Annotated in this window: 17 protein-coding genes and 1 other RNA gene; 7 read left to right on the top strand and 11 right to left on the bottom strand. The window is 66.9% G+C overall.

Features of this window, described 5'->3' with window-relative positions:
• Positions 1-33 precede the first annotated feature (33 nt).
• From ssrS to AC3WRC_RS01305, 3 genes are all read left to right on the top strand, one after another.
• Positions 34-194: non-coding RNA, 6S RNA (ssrS, locus tag AC3WRC_RS01295), on the top strand.
• 80 nt (positions 195-274) lie between these two features.
• Positions 275-823, top strand: coding sequence for a 5-formyltetrahydrofolate cyclo-ligase (locus tag AC3WRC_RS01300; RefSeq protein WP_492302574.1), 549 nt, complete (start codon positions 275-277; stop codon positions 821-823).
• Positions 820-1,641, top strand: a complete 822-nt coding sequence (locus AC3WRC_RS01305) for a TIGR00282 family metallophosphoesterase (RefSeq protein ID WP_055752952.1) — start codon at positions 820-822, stop codon at positions 1,639-1,641. The genes AC3WRC_RS01300 and AC3WRC_RS01305 overlap by 4 nt, the downstream gene beginning before the upstream one ends.
• Here the strand turns inward: AC3WRC_RS01305 and AC3WRC_RS01310 are convergent.
• From AC3WRC_RS01310 to purL, 7 genes are all read right to left on the bottom strand, one after another.
• On the bottom strand, positions 1,638-2,711 hold the full coding sequence (locus tag AC3WRC_RS01310; RefSeq protein WP_492302576.1) for a glycosyltransferase family 4 protein: 1,074 nt from the start codon (positions 2,709-2,711) through the stop codon (positions 1,638-1,640). The two genes, AC3WRC_RS01305 and AC3WRC_RS01310, sit on opposite strands and share 4 nt — an antisense overlap.
• A gap of 65 nt (positions 2,712-2,776) precedes the next feature.
• The gene (locus AC3WRC_RS01315) at positions 2,777-3,319 is read right to left on the bottom strand and encodes a tyrosine-protein phosphatase (RefSeq protein ID WP_492302988.1); all 543 of its coding nucleotides are present in this window, start codon (positions 3,317-3,319) and stop codon (positions 2,777-2,779) included.
• A 26-nt stretch (positions 3,320-3,345) separates the two neighbouring features.
• The gene (locus AC3WRC_RS01320; protein WP_492302577.1) at positions 3,346-4,134 is read right to left on the bottom strand and encodes a COG4705 family protein; all 789 of its coding nucleotides are present in this window, start codon (positions 4,132-4,134) and stop codon (positions 3,346-3,348) included.
• A gap of 61 nt (positions 4,135-4,195) precedes the next feature.
• Entirely contained in the window at positions 4,196-5,599 is a 1,404-nt protein-coding gene (locus tag AC3WRC_RS01325) for a cytochrome P450 (RefSeq protein WP_492302578.1), read from the bottom strand.
• Positions 5,600-5,693: 94 nt separating this feature from the next.
• Positions 5,694-6,155 carry a hypothetical protein gene (locus AC3WRC_RS01330; protein WP_066549995.1) on the bottom strand — a complete coding sequence of 154 codons (462 nt, stop codon included), beginning with the start codon at positions 6,153-6,155 and terminating at the stop codon, positions 5,694-5,696.
• 2 nt (positions 6,156-6,157) lie between these two features.
• On the bottom strand, positions 6,158-6,595 hold the full coding sequence (locus AC3WRC_RS01335) for a DUF305 domain-containing protein (protein WP_492302580.1): 438 nt from the start codon (positions 6,593-6,595) through the stop codon (positions 6,158-6,160).
• A complete protein-coding gene (purL, locus tag AC3WRC_RS01340; RefSeq protein WP_492302582.1) occupies positions 6,592-8,826 on the bottom strand; it encodes a phosphoribosylformylglycinamidine synthase subunit PurL in 2,235 nt (744 codons plus the stop codon). Before purL ends, AC3WRC_RS01335 begins: the two co-directional genes overlap by 4 nt.
• A 110-nt stretch (positions 8,827-8,936) precedes the next feature.
• Between purL and AC3WRC_RS01345 the strand changes: the two genes are divergently transcribed.
• The gene (locus AC3WRC_RS01345) at positions 8,937-9,077 is read left to right on the top strand and encodes a hypothetical protein (protein WP_153922446.1); all 141 of its coding nucleotides are present in this window, start codon (positions 8,937-8,939) and stop codon (positions 9,075-9,077) included.
• Positions 9,074-9,319 carry a Tat pathway signal protein gene (locus AC3WRC_RS01350; RefSeq protein WP_492302584.1) on the top strand — a complete coding sequence of 82 codons (246 nt, stop codon included), beginning with the start codon at positions 9,074-9,076 and terminating at the stop codon, positions 9,317-9,319. Before AC3WRC_RS01345 ends, AC3WRC_RS01350 begins: the two co-directional genes overlap by 4 nt.
• Before the next feature lie 3 nt (positions 9,320-9,322).
• On the opposite strand, the gene AC3WRC_RS01355 is transcribed toward AC3WRC_RS01350, so the two are convergent.
• Positions 9,323-10,120, bottom strand: coding sequence for a TspO-related membrane protein (locus tag AC3WRC_RS01355; RefSeq protein WP_492302585.1), 798 nt, complete (start codon positions 10,118-10,120; stop codon positions 9,323-9,325).
• Between the two features lie 75 nt (positions 10,121-10,195).
• Here AC3WRC_RS01355 and AC3WRC_RS01360 point away from each other — a divergent pair, with 75 nt between their 5' ends.
• Positions 10,196-10,615, top strand: coding sequence for a hypothetical protein (locus tag AC3WRC_RS01360; RefSeq protein ID WP_492302587.1), 420 nt, complete (start codon positions 10,196-10,198; stop codon positions 10,613-10,615).
• A 56-nt stretch (positions 10,616-10,671) separates the two neighbouring features.
• A complete protein-coding gene (locus tag AC3WRC_RS01365) occupies positions 10,672-10,872 on the top strand; it encodes a hypothetical protein (protein ID WP_055752960.1) in 201 nt (66 codons plus the stop codon).
• Between the two features lie 6 nt (positions 10,873-10,878).
• Here AC3WRC_RS01365 and AC3WRC_RS01370 read toward each other — a convergent pair whose 3' ends face one another.
• Genes AC3WRC_RS01370 through AC3WRC_RS01380 form a run of 3 tightly spaced genes read right to left on the bottom strand, consistent with a single transcriptional unit; the run spans position 10,879 to position 13,642 of the window.
• Positions 10,879-11,712: a hypothetical protein gene (locus tag AC3WRC_RS01370; protein ID WP_492302589.1), complete on the bottom strand. Its 834-nt coding sequence runs from the start codon at positions 11,710-11,712 to the stop codon at positions 10,879-10,881.
• A 31-nt stretch (positions 11,713-11,743) separates the two neighbouring features.
• Positions 11,744-12,406, bottom strand: coding sequence for a phosphoribosylformylglycinamidine synthase subunit PurQ (gene purQ, locus AC3WRC_RS01375; RefSeq protein ID WP_492302590.1), 663 nt, complete (start codon positions 12,404-12,406; stop codon positions 11,744-11,746).
• A 33-nt stretch (positions 12,407-12,439) separates the two neighbouring features.
• On the bottom strand, positions 12,440-13,642 hold the full coding sequence (locus AC3WRC_RS01380) for an MFS transporter (RefSeq protein ID WP_055805983.1): 1,203 nt from the start codon (positions 13,640-13,642) through the stop codon (positions 12,440-12,442).
• Between the last annotated feature and the right edge of the window lie 25 nt (positions 13,643-13,667).

A 13,667-nucleotide genomic window follows, 5' to 3' on the forward strand; every position in this document is an offset into this window, starting at 1 on the left:
GGGCCGGCGAAGGCCTATCTTGATCGACGGCGGGTCTTGCTGCGGCTCACGTCGAAGACAACATATCCTTCTGACCTTAATTCACTCATAGGGATCTGTCCCTGTCCGGGCTCGAGGGCTTGGGCATACGGAGCCCACCTGGCTACCCAGGTCGAGAGGATTTAAACGTTCTTCACGGTTCGCGCGGCGCCGCCACCTTCCTCTCTTTGTGAGTGTGCTATCGCTCGCCGCGAGGCGGCTCTTTGCATGAGCACGCGTTCGTAGGGGCGGTTCGATGATCCAGAACAAGCACGAACTTCGATCGGCTGCCCGCGCCTTGCGCAAGCGTCTGGCCGAGACCGATCCGCTGGCCGCCAGCCGGGCGGCGGACTATGCCGATGCCCTTCCTGCCGCTCAGATCGTCGCGCTCTATCGCGCCATGGGGTCGGAGTTGGACACCGACGCCCTGGCCGCGGCGCTGGAGGCGGCGGGCCGCCGGTTGTGCCTGCCGGTCGTGGTCCAGCGCGACGCGCCGATGGCGTTCCGCGCCTGGTCGCCCGGCGAGCCGCTGGAGATGGACGCCGCCGGATGCCCCGCGCCGCTGCCGCTGGCCGAGGTCGTCATGCCGGACCTGATCCTGACGCCGCTGCTGGCCTTTGACGATCAGGGCGGCCGCCTGGGGCAAGGCGGGGGCTATTACGACCGGACGTTCGCCGCCCGACCCGACGCCATCCGCATCGGTTTCGCCTATGCCGGCCAAAGGGTCGAACGGCTGGCGCTGGAGCCTCACGACATTCGACTGCATGGCGTTCTGACCGAGACCGGCTATACGGCTTTCAAATGAGACTGGCATTTTTCGGCGACGTCATCGGCAAGTCCGGCCGTGACGGCATCAGCGATCATCTTCCGGGCCTGAAGCGGGACCTGAAGCTCGACTTCGTGGTCGTGAATGCGGAGAACGCCGCGGGCGGCTTCGGCATTACCGAGAACACGGCGCGCGAACTGTTCATGGCGGGCGCCGACTGCCTGACGCTGGGCAACCACAGCTGGGACCAACGCGAGGCCCTGACCTATATCGTGCGCGAGCCGCGCCTGATCCGGCCGGCCAACTATCCGCGCCTGATGGATGCGCCAGGCGCCGGGGCCAATCTGTTCGAGACCCATTCGGGCCGGACGGTCCTGGTCATGAACGTGCTGGGCCGGGTGCATATGGACCCGATGGACGATCCGTTCGGAGCGGTGGAGCGCGAACTGGCGGCGGCGCCGCTGGGCGCGGTGGCGGACGCCGTTATCGTGGACATGCACGCAGAGGTCACGTCCGAGAAGATGGCGATGGGCCATTTCTGCGACGGGCGCGCGTCGCTGGTGGTCGGCACCCACACCCATGTTCCCACCGCCGACTGCCAGATCCTGCCCGGCGGCACGGCCTATCAGACCGACGCCGGGGGCTGCTGCGACTATGACAGCGTGATCGGCAACGAAAAGGAAGAGCCGCTGCGCCGCTTCACCACCCGGATTTCTGGCGGTCGCTACATGCCGGCCTCCGGACCAGCGACGGTATGCGGGGTCTTCGTTGAGACGGACGACCGGACGGGTCTGGCCAAGCGGGTCGAGCCGATCCGGGTCGGCGGACGGTTGTCTCAGGCGATCCCGGTCGTCTAACGCGCCCGGCGACGGTCGATCACCGTCTGGCGGACGGCCATCAGCTCGGCTGCACGACGTTGCGGCGTATGGGTCGCCAGCACATGGGCCTGGGCGGATTGCGCGAGCGCCAATCGTTCCTCGGGTGACGAGATCAGCCGGTCCATCGCCGCCGCCAATGTCTTCGGCGTCACTGCATCGACGTAAAGGGCGTGCGGCCCGCTGGCTTCACGCAGGCCGCCGCGCCCGGACGAGATCAGGGCCGCGCCCGCCGCATGGGCCTCGATCGCCGTCAGACCGAACGGCTCGTCCCAGACCGAAGGCGTCAGGGCGATGGCGACCGTCTGCATCCGCCGCCGCACCTCGCCCAAAGGCGCGGACTTCAGCACCTCGACCCGGTCGCCATACTTTTCCAGCGGCGCGACATGTCGGGCCGCCCAGCGCGCATGATCGTCCCAGTCGTTCAGCATCAGCACGGCGCGCCAGTCAGGATGGGCGTCCAGAACGCCGGGCAAAGCCGCGCACAACACATCGACGCCCTTTTCGGGCATGGCGCGCCCGGCGAAGGCGATCACCGGCTCTCGATCCTCGGGCGAGGCCAGCCAGGCGCCGGCGTCGATGGGGTTGGGCACCGCGAACGCCCGGTCATTCAGATCGGGGAAGGTGCGCACGAAGGCGTCGCGTTCGGCGATGCTGACGAAGACCAGGCCGTCCAGCCGCTCATAACGCGCCCGATAACGCCATCGGTCGATGGGGTGGCGCGGCGGGCGCAGGGCGTTGTGGCGATAGAGAAGGTGGGGCGTCTCGGGCAGGGCCTGCTGCACGGCCAGCGCCTGTTTCACCTGCTGATGATGTTCGATCACATCAGGTCGAAAGGCGCGCAGCCGTTCGATAAGTGTCGGCATGCGGCTACGCCCCGCCGGCAGGGCGTCCACGCTTGCTGAAACGCCGTCGTCCGCGCCCTGACAACAGAAGATGCGCGTCTCGCCGCCCTGATCGACACCCGCCATCGTCCGCACCACCGTCTCCATCGAGTTCGGTTGGGCTTTGGAAAACAGGCATCCCGGAGGGAGCAGGATGGCGGTGCGCAAGGTCGCCTCCAGTAGGAAGGTCGGCGCGACCTATAGACGGTTCGTGGCGGAACGGCGACGGCGCCTTAGCTGTTCGGGTAGCCCAGTTCCGGCTCCATCCTCTCGAAGGTGCGGTTCATGGCGTAGGCGTCCAGATTAGGCAGGGCGATATGGCCGAAGCGCAGCGACAACTGGTCCTCTGCGGCGGACTCTCCGCCCTTCGATACCGCCGCGACGTAGAAGGCCGACGCCAGCCCGGTGCGATCCGATCCGCCGGCGCAATGGATCAAAAGGGGTTTTGGTGCATCGCGCATGATGGCGATCAGGGTGCGGACCTCCTGCGGCGTCAGCTCTTCCTTGGCCGACATGCGAAAGTTGATGTGCTGGATGCCCAGGCGACGACTTTCGGCGACCTCGTCGTCATACCAGGGTGAGCCGGGGTTGTGGCCCCGCAGGTTCAGCACGGTGCGGATGCCGTACTGGCGCTCCATCCGGTCCAGCAGGCCGGGGCGCGGCTGACCGGCCCGATAAATCTCTCCGGTGATGACGGTGTGGACATTGCCGCTCAGGGCGACGCCGATGATGTAGGCGATCAGGCAGACGAGACTGACGGCGGCCGAGATCAGCACGAGCTTCAAGGGTGAGAGCCGGCGGATCACGCGGGGCGCGCTCCCGTAAACCATTTGCGATAGTTGGCCGTGGTGGCGATCAGCAGCACGACCAGCAGGCCTAGCAACGCCGCCGTCGATCCGATGGTGCCCAGGTCCAGTCCGCCCTTGGCGTGCGATTTCGTCAGCAGGTCACCCATGGTGGCTCCGAAGGGGCGGGTCAGGACGAAGGCGATCCAGAACAGGACGGTGGGCGAGATGCGGGTGAATTTCCAGGCCAGGATCGTCAGGACGATGCCGCCCGAGATCAGGGCGTTGCTCCACAGATACCCCAGGCCCGAGGTGTCGGCCAGAAAGTCGCCCAGGGCCGTACCCAGCGTGTTCGACGCCAGGATGGCCAGCCAGTAGAAGGTCTCCACCCCCGGCTCGCGAATATGATCGACCTTCAACGAGCCATAGGTCAGCCGCCAGGCCGCCAGAACGGCAATCAGGACGCCGGCGATGATCGTCGCACCCGTGGCGTAACCCAGGCCGAGGCTGCGATCCATGAAGTCGGACAGGGTCGTTCCCGCCGTGCTGGTGGACAGGATCACCAGCCAATAGAGGGCGGGATTAAACCGCTTTGACCGCAACTGAGCGATCAGGGTGATGACGAAGAAGCCCAGCAGGATCAGCGAACTGACGGCATAACCGACCTTCAGCGTCATCGACACCAGATCGCCGCCGGTCTCGCCGACCGTCGTCGCGCAAATCTTCATCAACCAGAAGGCCAATGTGACCTTCGCCACCTTGTCCACCGTGCCGGCGATAGACGGTTCAGCGGGCGTGGTGCTCATCGTGGCGATCCGGTTTCGACGGCCCACGACGCGCCGGATTTGCGGCCAAGTTTGGGCTGGATCAGCCCTTGCGCCTCGCCCTCAGCCGCAATCGCATGGGCTGGCGGCTGCGCAGGGTGATCTGGTGGACCGGACGGGGTTCCACCGTGGTCAGGGCCTCGACATCGGCGATGCGCAGGATGGCGGCCAAGGCGATCATCGCCTCCTGCAGAGCGAAGGCGGCACCGATGCAGACGCGAGGTCCGGCGCTGAATGGGATGTAGGCGTAGCGATCAATGGCCTTGCGGTTCTCAGGCAGGAACCGCTCGGGCTTGAAGGCGTCTGGGTCGTCCCACAACAGCTGGTGACGCTGGAGGATCCACGGCGAGATGATGACGGTGGCGCCGGCCTTGATCGTCTGTCCGCCGATCTCGTCGTCGGCCAGGGCCTTGCGGGCCATGGTCGGGGCGGGCGGAAACAGGCGCATCGTCTCCTCCAGCACGGCCCGGGTCCAGGGCAGGGCCTCGGCCCATTTGGGATCGGAGACGTCGAAGGCGTCGGCCTCGGCCTGGAGCCGCGCCAAATACTCCGGCTGGCGCGACAGCAGATGCAGGGTCCAGCCCAGGGCGCGGGCCGTCGTCTCGTGCCCCGCCAGGATGAAGGTCAGAATGTTGGCCGCGACCTCTTCGTCGGTCAGACCCGGACCGCCGTTCTCATCCCGCGCCAGCAGAAGCGCGCTGAGCAGATCGGCCGGCGGCGCATCGCCCGTTTCGACGCCACGCTCGATCCGGGCGCGTCGGGCCTCGACCAGCTTCGTGACGCGCTGCTCGAAGAAGCGGGCCGAGCGGAAACTGGCCAGCCGGCCCAAGCGCGGCGCCCAGTCCGGCGCGCCCAGCACGTCCAGCGGATCGATGCGCGCGCCGTTGGCCAAGAACTGGTTCAACGCCCGCTCGAAACCGCGCGCCTCACCGCCCAGCTCGTCCGAGAACATGGTCGCGGACAGGATGTCGAAGGTCAGGCCCGACATTTCGCTGTCGATATCCAGCACCCGCCCGCGCGCCGACAGCGACCAGGCGGCCACGCGCGTGTGACAGACCTCGGCCATCCGGGCGTTCAGCGTCGCCATCTTGGCGGGGGTGAACAGGGGCGCGAGGATACGCCGGGCGCGACGCCAGACCTCGCCCTCGGTCAGCAGCAGGCCCTCGGCCAGCATCGGCCCCAGCACACGCCGTTGCAGATCGCCCTTCACATAGTTGGCGGCGTTCTCGGTCAGGACATGCCGCACGCCCTCGGGATGGCTGACAACCAGGATTTCGCCAAAGGCCGAAGATCCATGCAGTTGCGGCTCGGTGAAATGCCGCTCGGACCACATCTGGATCGGATCGCGCCAGCTGATCCACAGGAAGGGCAGCAGCGACAGCGGTTTGCCCGCGCGCCGGGGCGGTATGGCAGGGCGGAAAATGGTGTCGGCGGTCGTCGCGTCCATCAGACGCTCCCTGTTCAAGTCGCCGGTTCAGCCAGGCGCATCGCTTCTGAAACGCGCCATCCGGCTCCTGCGTTCATGCGGGATCAATGCGAAGTCAACGCGACGGGCGCGCCCTGCCGATCGCGGCGAGCAAGCGCGTCATATCTTCAGCAGCCAGATCTTTCGCGCGCTGGCTGGACACGGCGGGTTTTGAAATCGTCGCTGCGGGGGCCGCGGCTTGAGCCGCTCTCTTCTTTTCGCGCCTTTCGAAAAGGAAGCGTTGAAGACCCCAGACCAGGTGAGGCGTCCACGGCTGGCCGCAGGCGGTGCTCTTTCCTGCCTTGTTCAGCAGGCCGGCGACCTCGTTAGGCCGGGTGAAGCCGCTTTTGAAACAGGCGCGGAGCAGGGGGTCGAGCTCGTCCAGAAATGCCTCTTTGGAGCGATCACGAAAGGCGAAATGCCTCAGCTCGTCTCTGGTGATCTGCGAAGGCTTGGACGACGGGCGCCCAGTCGACGGAGCCTTGGTGCGGGTGGGCGCCGCTGGCTTTCCGCCGCCGCGATAGGGTCCCTTGGCCAATCTCAGTTCGCCGGAGGGGCGGTCGGCGCCCAGGCCTTCATCTCGGCGATCTCGCGCGTCTGCGTGTCGACGACGCTCTGGGCCATGCGTCGGATTTCGGGGTCGCGGCTGTCGCGCAGAGCGACCTTGGCCATGGCGACGGCGCCTTCGTGGTGCGCGATCATCTTGGCGACATAGGCCTGATCGATCGTCTGGCCCGAGGCGGCGGCCATCTTGCGGTGCATCTCGGCCTCGGAGGCGGCGAAGGCTTTGTCTCCGGGGGTAGAGCCGCCCATGTCGTGACCGGCATGAACCGCGGCTTCCATCTGTTCCGTCGTGCGCGCCGCCGCAGCCTGGTTGGCGGCCGAGGTATCCCGAAGCGCCTGCTGCACCGGATCGCCGCCGCCATCGCAGGCGCTCAGCAGGCCGAGCAGGGCGAGCGGCGTCAGGACGCGGATCATGCGGCGTCGCCCAGCCAACCCGGCATCCAGCCTTCGTGCCATTCGCGCAGGTGGGCGATAGGGATGCTGAACAGTTCGCCCTTGTCGCCCTTGGAGGCGAAGGCGGCGCCACCCGCATGGCCGACGACCGAAGCGTGCAGACCCGCCTCGCGCGCCTTGGCGATGATGGCGTCGGCGTCGGCGTCGGGGACGGCGACCAAGTAACGGGCCTGATCCTCGGCGAAGAGGAAGATGTGGGCGTGGGCCGCGCTGGAGGCGTCCAGGGTCACGCCGACGTCGGAGGCCAGCACCAGATCGGCGGCGGCGCCGATCAGGCCGCCGTCCGAGAGGTCGTGAACCACGGTCAGCTCGCCCGCCTCGATCCGGTCGCGCACGAAATCACCGGTCTTCTTTTCGAGCTTTAGGTCCACGGGCGGCGGAGCGCCGTCCTCACGGCCCAGGACCTCGCGCAGATAGATGGACGCGCCCAGTTCACCCTGAGTCTGGCCGATCAGGACCAGCGCATCGCCCTCGGCCATGGTCGAGAAGCCGGTCACCACGTCGTAGTTGGGCAGCAGGCCGACGGCGCCGACGGTCGGGGTCGGCGGAATGGCGACGCCGTTGGTCTCGTTATAGAGCGACACGTTTCCGCTCACGACCGGGAACACCAGTTCGCGGCAGGCCTCGGCCATGCCGTCGATGGCGCGCACGATCTGGCCCATGATCTCCGGGCGCTGCGGATTGCCAAAGTTCAGGTTGTCGGTGATGGCGATCGGACGGCTGCCGACGGCGGTCAGGTTGCGCCAGGCCTCGGCCACCGCCTGCTTGCCGCCCTCATAGGGGTCGTTCTGGACGTAGCGGGGGGTGCAGTCCGAGGTGACGGCCAGACCCTTGTCCGTGCCATGCACGCGCACCACGCCGGCGTCGGCGCCGGTCGAAGAGTCTTGAAGCGTGTCGGCCATGACGTGGCGGTCGTACTGTTCCCAGATCCAGCGCTTGGAGGCCATGTCGGGGCAGGCGACGACCTTCATCACCGCATCGGCCCAGTTCTCGGGCGCAGGAATGTCCGAGTGGTTCAGCTTGGGCTGAAGCTCCGGCTGGACCCACGGGCGGTCGTACAGGGGCGCGTCGTCGAACAGGGGCGCCAGCGGCACGTCGCAGACGGTCTCGCCGTGATGCTTCAGCACCAGATGGCCGGTGTCGGTGGTCACGCCGATGATGGCGAAGTCCAGGCCCCACTTCTGGAAGATGCGATAGCCGACGTCTTCATAGCCGGGCTTCAGCACCGCCAGCATCCGCTCCTGGCTTTCCGACAGCATCATCTCATAGGCCGTCATGCCGGTTTCGCGCTGGGGCACCTTATCGAGGTTCAGTTCGATGCCGACGCCGCCCTTGCCCGCCATTTCGACAGAGGAGGAGGTCAGGCCCGCCGCGCCCATGTCCTGAATGGCAGCGACGGCGCCGGACGCCATCAGCTCCAGCGTCGCCTCGATCAGCAGTTTTTCGGCGAAGGGGTCGCCGACCTGAACCGTGGGACGTTTGGCCTCCGACTCGTCGTCGAACTCGGTCGAGGACATGGTGGCGCCGTGGATGCCGTCGCGACCGGTCTTGGACCCGAAATAGACGACGTCATGGCCCGCCTCCGGCGCGGCCGAATAATATATTTCGTCGGCGCGGGCCAGGCCGACGCACATGGCGTTGACCAGGATGTTGCCGTTGTAACCCTTATGGAAGTTGGTCTCGCCCGCGACCGTGGGCACGCCGACGCAGTTGCCATAGCCGCCGATGCCCGAGACGACACCCTTGACCAGGCGTTTGGTCTTTTCATGCGACGGATCGCCGAAGCGCAGGGCGTTCAGCAGGGCCACCGGCCGCGCGCCCATGGTGAAGACGTCGCGCATGATGCCGCCCACGCCCGTCGCCGCACCCTGGTAGGGTTCGATGTAGGACGGGTGGTTGTGGCTTTCCATCTTGAAGATGCAGGCGTCGCCGTCGTCGATGTCGATCACGCCGGCGTTCTCGCCCGGCCCGCAGATGACGCGTTCGCCGGTCGTCGGGAACTTGCCCAGGTGGATCTTGGACGACTTGTAGGAGCAGTGCTCGGACCACATGACCGAGAAGACGCCCAGCTCGACATGGTTGGGCTCGCGCCCCAGTCGGTCGAGGACGACTTGATATTCATTGGGGGCGAGGCCGTATTCGGCGGCCAGTTCAGCCATCGACTTCTGGGGGGTCTTTTGCGGAGCGCTCATGGGCGGCGCTTCTAGCCGCAGATGGGCCGAATGTCAGCCCGCGCGGCGCAAGAACGGGGAACATCGTCCATCGCAGGTGGTTGATTTCGTCGACAGCCAAAGGAGCCGCCATGACCGACACGCCCATCGACCCCGCCGCCACGCCCGAAGACGACGATCTGCCCGAGATCGCCGCCGACGACGCCGGCGCCTCCGCCCTGGCCGAGCGGGCTCAGAAACAGGCCGACGATGCAGAGGAGGACGAGGCGTGAGCAAGCCCCACACCGACCGCATCGTCCCGGCCTCGGGTCAGCAGATGGATCGTTCCAATGATCCAGAAACCACGGCAGAGATGGACGCCGCAGCGCCTGAAGCGGCTCTGGCCAGCCGGCGTCAGCTGCTGACCGGTTCGGCCGTCGGGGTCGGCAGCGTCGGCTTCGATGAAACCGGCGCCTTCGACGTGGGCGCCGATGACCATGCGCCTCAGGACGACGCGGTCACCGACAAACCCTGAGGCTTAGCGAGCGCGTTCGACGCCCGGTCGCAGGCGGAAGGTCAGCAGCAGGCCGCCGATCAGCAGGACGATCGCGCCGGCCAGGGCCGTGAAGGCGACGGTCGGCTTGTCCGCCTGTTCGGCGACGAACGCACCCAGAAGGCCCCAGGCCGTCGGCAGCGGATAGGCGAGGCTCCGCAGTACCGCCGTCACCGCCAGGCCGACGACCGTGACGGCGACGATGGCGACGATGGCCCACAGGTCAGGCGACAGGGCGGCGGGCAGGGCGTTGAACGCGGTCGCCGTCGTGATCAGGTTCAGCGGCGCGGCAACCGTCAGCCAGCCCGCCAAGGCCGCCAGCGGCCAGACCAGCAGGATGCGCTCGCGATCCAACATCCGCAGCGCGCGGATGTGGCCGGATACGGCCAGCATCGGCAGCAGCAGCGCGATCAGCGAGGCGAAGATCACGCCCACGCTGGCGGCCTTCAGGTTCATAGCCGCGACGATGATCCAGAAACCGATGCCGAAGAAGGCGACGGCGGACGGCAGACCCATTCGGCCCAGCAGCGGGCTTTCGCCCGTCTGCGGCAGGGCCTGACGGATCGCATAGGCCAGAATGCCGATATAGATCAGGCCCCAGATCGAGAAGGCGTAGCCCGCAACGCGCAGGGTGCTGTTGCCGTCGGCGGCGAACTCGGCCTGGTTCAGGCCCAGGCCCGCCAGGTTCTGAACCAGGGGCACGATGATGGCGAACAGGGCGGCGGCCAGGACGACCAGACGACGGGTGCGTTGGCGGGGCGTGGGACGGATTATGGAGGACATTCGATTTCCAGTGCGACGCGTGTTCCCGCCTTTACGCCTCGCCACGCCAGAAGGTTCACCGCGGCCGGCAGAAAAGTGAAGCTTGCATTGGCGGCCGGCGGCTTCATCCTGCCCGACATGACGCTCAAAGCCTCCCTGCCGGCTCTGTTGATCGCGATCGTCGTGGCAGCGGGCCAGACGTCCGCCCAGACGAGCGGAGCGCCTCTGCCGGCCTCGATCCAGACCGCCTGGTCTCGGGTCCGCGCGGCCCTGACGCCTCAGCAGCAGGCCAATGAGGTGCGGGGCTTCCTGTCGGCTCTCGCCAACGAGAACGGACGGCCGACGACGCCGGCGCTGGATGCGCGCGATATCGCCTCAGGTCGCGCCGTGTCGCTCGACGACCCTGCCTTGCTACAGCGCCCTCAGGCGCACGAGGTCACGGTGACGGTGGACGGTCAGTTCCTGATCTTCCGTCCGCTGTCCCGCGCCAGCCTGGACCCCTTCTTCGGCCGTTAGGAACCGAAGGCGCCCACGGGCGGTTGTTCGCGGGAAACCCTCAAAAGGATGCTCGCATGGCCGACCCAGACAACGAAGACCTGAACCTGACCGAAGAGGTCGAGGCCAATCTCGCGATCGAACAGGGCCTGGGCGTCGGCGCCCGCGAACTGGCTGCTCAACGCGAGGCCGGAGAAAAGTTGTTCGACGACGATCGGGCCGAAGACGATGAAGCTGCCGACCTGTCGGACGGTCGCGCTCAGATCAAGGACATCTGACGGCCGTCAGGGCTCCATTTTGAAGGTGACCGAGAAACGGACCATTCGGCCGGCAAGCGAGAGACCGGCCGCTGCGGCCTGTTCGGACAGTTTGAGGCGCGCTCGCGGCAGCGACCGTTCAACTGACCGCCACAGGTTGTAACCCGCTGGCTGCTCGCTCTCTGTCTGGCATTCAGTCATCTGACCGGCGTCCGTGAGGACGCAGGACAAAACCACATAGCCCTCCAATGGGCTTCGACCATTCACCGATGCTGGGAAAACCGGACGCGGCATCGTCTGCCATTGTACGGTGTCAGGCAGCCCATCTTGGCCGTTGCCGTCAATCTCCTTAGCCCGCGCCTCGCGTGGGTCGACCATCGGTCGGCCACAGGCAGTCAATGTCTGCTCGATCGCGGTGCTGGATGGATCCAGATCCATAACATATCGCGTTCGCGGACCGCCGGACGTGGATGGAACGATGACCTGAAGCTTGCCGCCTTTCGCCAGATCGCGCGCCACGACTGCGGGTATGCGGCTGAATGCGGTGTTGCGCTGCGTCCCCACCGTCCAGACGGACATGTAGGGCTCTTCCTGGTCGCCGGCCTGAATGCCCAACTCACGCGACATATCGCGACGGGGCGCCTCCGGCAGTCCCGAGATCAAGACGTCGTAAGCTCCATCGACGCAGCGCGCGGCGATAGCCAAACCAGACGTAAAGTCGATCGTGGCCAGCACGGCCTTGCGCTCGGGCACGGACGTTAGCGTCCAGTCCTCGCTCTGCGGAGCGCTTTCCTGAGCCATAACGGGTGCGCCGGCGGCGAGGGCGGCGAAGGCGAAGATGAATCGGAGACAATTGTGCATCGACCCAATCCGCACCAACTTGCGATTGCCGTCAAGCGGCCGCGTAGATGCTCTGGAACAAAGTCGCGCCGTCGGACGAGCCCAGTTCGGCTTCGAAGGCGCGGTCCGGGTGGGGCATCATGCCCAGGACGTTGCCGCGCGCGTTCTGGATGCCGGCGATATCGTTGACCGAGCCGTTGGGGTTGTCGACGTAGCGGAAGACGACCTGACCTTCGCCCTCGATCCGAGCCAGGGTTTCGGCGTCGGCGAAGAAGTTTCCGTCGCCGTTGCCCTGGGTCATCGTCACTTCGCGCTGGCCCTGATAGCCGGCGGTGAAGCGCGTCTGGCCGTTGGCGACGGTCAATGCGATGGGTTTGCAGACGTATTTCAGACCCTTGTTGCGCAGCAGGGCGCCGGGCAGCATTCCGGCCTCGCACAGGATTTGGAAGCCGTTGCAGATGCCGACCACGGCGACGCCGTCGTCCGCGGCCTTCTTGACCGCCTGCATCACCGGCGACTGGGCCGCCATGGCGCCGCAGCGCAGATAGTCGCCGTAGGAGAAGCCGCCGGGAATGACGATCAGGTCCAGGCCCTGGGGCAGTTCGGTCTCGGCGTGCCACACCATGGAGACCGGCTCGCCGGTGGAGCGTTCGACGGCGACCTTGCAGTCGCGATCACAGTTGGAACCGGGGAAGACGATGACGGCTGCGCTCATGGCGCGGGCCTTTAGCAGGGTTCTTTCGCCTTGTCAGGCCGTCGCGCGCGCCCGACCGGTCAGCCAGGCGATCAGGAAGATGACAAAGCCGCCCAGGGACAGGCCCATGCCGACCCAGCCGGTCGAGGCCCAGCCATAGCCCGCCGCGATCGCCATCCCGCCCAGCAGCGGGCCGATGGCGTTGGCCGTGTTGAACGCCGAATGGTTGAGCGCCGCCGCCAGGGTCTGGGCGTCGCCGGCGACGTCCATCAGCCGCGTCTGGAGGATCGAACCCAGGCCGCCTCCGCCGCCGATCAGGAAGACCACGACCATCACGGCCCACAGGTGAGGCGCCGCGAGCGGATAAAGCGCCAGCGCCGCTGCGCTCCAGAGCAACAGGCCGCCCGCCGCCTTGAACCCCAGGTGATCCGCCGCCCAGGCCCCCAGGATATTGCCCAGGAACATGCCGACCCCGAACACGGCGAAGACCCAGGGCAGGACGTCGGGGCCGGCGCCCGTCACCGCCTCAAGCGTCGAGGCGAGATAGGCGTAGACCGCGAACATGCCGCCAAAGCCAATGGCGCCCACGCCCAGCGTCAGCCAGACCTGGCTGCGCTTCAACGCGCCCAACTCGCGCCAGGGGCTGGCGTCGGGATGGGCCGGATCGCGCGGTGCGAACAGGGCGACTAGGGCCATGGTCAGAACCGCCAGCACGCCGACGATGGCGAAGGTCCAGCGCCAGCCGTGGGCATGGCTGATGATGTTGACGACGGGCACGCCCAGAACGGTCCCGACCGTCAGCCCCATCAAAATGGTCGAGACCGCGCGCGTGCGGAAATGCAGCGGCACGATCGAGGCCGCGACCAGAGCCGCCACGCCGAAATAGGCTCCGTGCGGCAGGCCGCTGAGGAAGCGAAAGACCAGCATCCAGTGATAGGTCGGTGCCAGGGCGCTGGCCACATTGCCGATGGCGAACAGGGCCATGAAGGCGATCAGCAGCAGCCAGCGGGGGTAGCGCGCGCCTAGCACGGCCAGGATCGGCGCGCCGACCACGACGCCGGCGGCATAGGCGCTGATGACATGGCCGGCGGTCGGCGCATCGACGCCGAGCCCGGCGGCGAAGTCCGGCAAGATGCTCATGGCTGCGAACTCGGTCACGCCGATCGCGAACCCGCCCATGGCCAAGGCGATCAGCACGAGGGCCACCGCCCCGCGCGAGCGGACGGGAAGGGAAGTGTCGAGGGCGGCGTCGGTCATGTTGCGCTGCAAACTAATCAGCGTT

The organism is Brevundimonas sp. EU05-FHT14B07 (genome assembly GCF_058790795.1).

What these genes read in the sequence shown, in the direction of transcription:
- AC3WRC_RS01380 (WP_055805983.1), bottom strand. Translation starts at nt 13,642, where the DNA reads ATGACCGACGCCGCCCTCGACACTTCCCTTCCCGTCCGCTCGCGCGGG.
- AC3WRC_RS01365 (WP_055752960.1), top strand. Translation starts at nt 10,672, where the DNA reads ATGGCCGACCCAGACAACGAAGACCTGAACCTGACCGAAGAGGTCGAG.
- AC3WRC_RS01305 (WP_055752952.1), top strand. Translation starts at nt 820, where the DNA reads ATGAGACTGGCATTTTTCGGCGACGTCATCGGCAAGTCCGGCCGTGAC.
- AC3WRC_RS01345 (WP_153922446.1), top strand. Translation starts at nt 8,937, where the DNA reads ATGACCGACACGCCCATCGACCCCGCCGCCACGCCCGAAGACGACGAT.
- AC3WRC_RS01370 (WP_492302589.1), bottom strand. Translation starts at nt 11,712, where the DNA reads ATGCACAATTGTCTCCGATTCATCTTCGCCTTCGCCGCCCTCGCCGCC.
- purQ (WP_492302590.1), bottom strand. Translation starts at nt 12,406, where the DNA reads ATGAGCGCAGCCGTCATCGTCTTCCCCGGTTCCAACTGTGATCGCGAC.
- AC3WRC_RS01325 (WP_492302578.1), bottom strand. Translation starts at nt 5,599, where the DNA reads ATGGACGCGACGACCGCCGACACCATTTTCCGCCCTGCCATACCGCCC.
- AC3WRC_RS01300 (WP_492302574.1), top strand. Translation starts at nt 275, where the DNA reads ATGATCCAGAACAAGCACGAACTTCGATCGGCTGCCCGCGCCTTGCGC.
- purL (WP_492302582.1), bottom strand. Translation starts at nt 8,826, where the DNA reads ATGAGCGCTCCGCAAAAGACCCCCCAGAAGTCGATGGCTGAACTGGCC.
- AC3WRC_RS01320 (WP_492302577.1), bottom strand. Translation starts at nt 4,134, where the DNA reads ATGAGCACCACGCCCGCTGAACCGTCTATCGCCGGCACGGTGGACAAG.
- AC3WRC_RS01335 (WP_492302580.1), bottom strand. Translation starts at nt 6,595, where the DNA reads ATGATCCGCGTCCTGACGCCGCTCGCCCTGCTCGGCCTGCTGAGCGCC.
- AC3WRC_RS01355 (WP_492302585.1), bottom strand. Translation starts at nt 10,120, where the DNA reads ATGTCCTCCATAATCCGTCCCACGCCCCGCCAACGCACCCGTCGTCTG.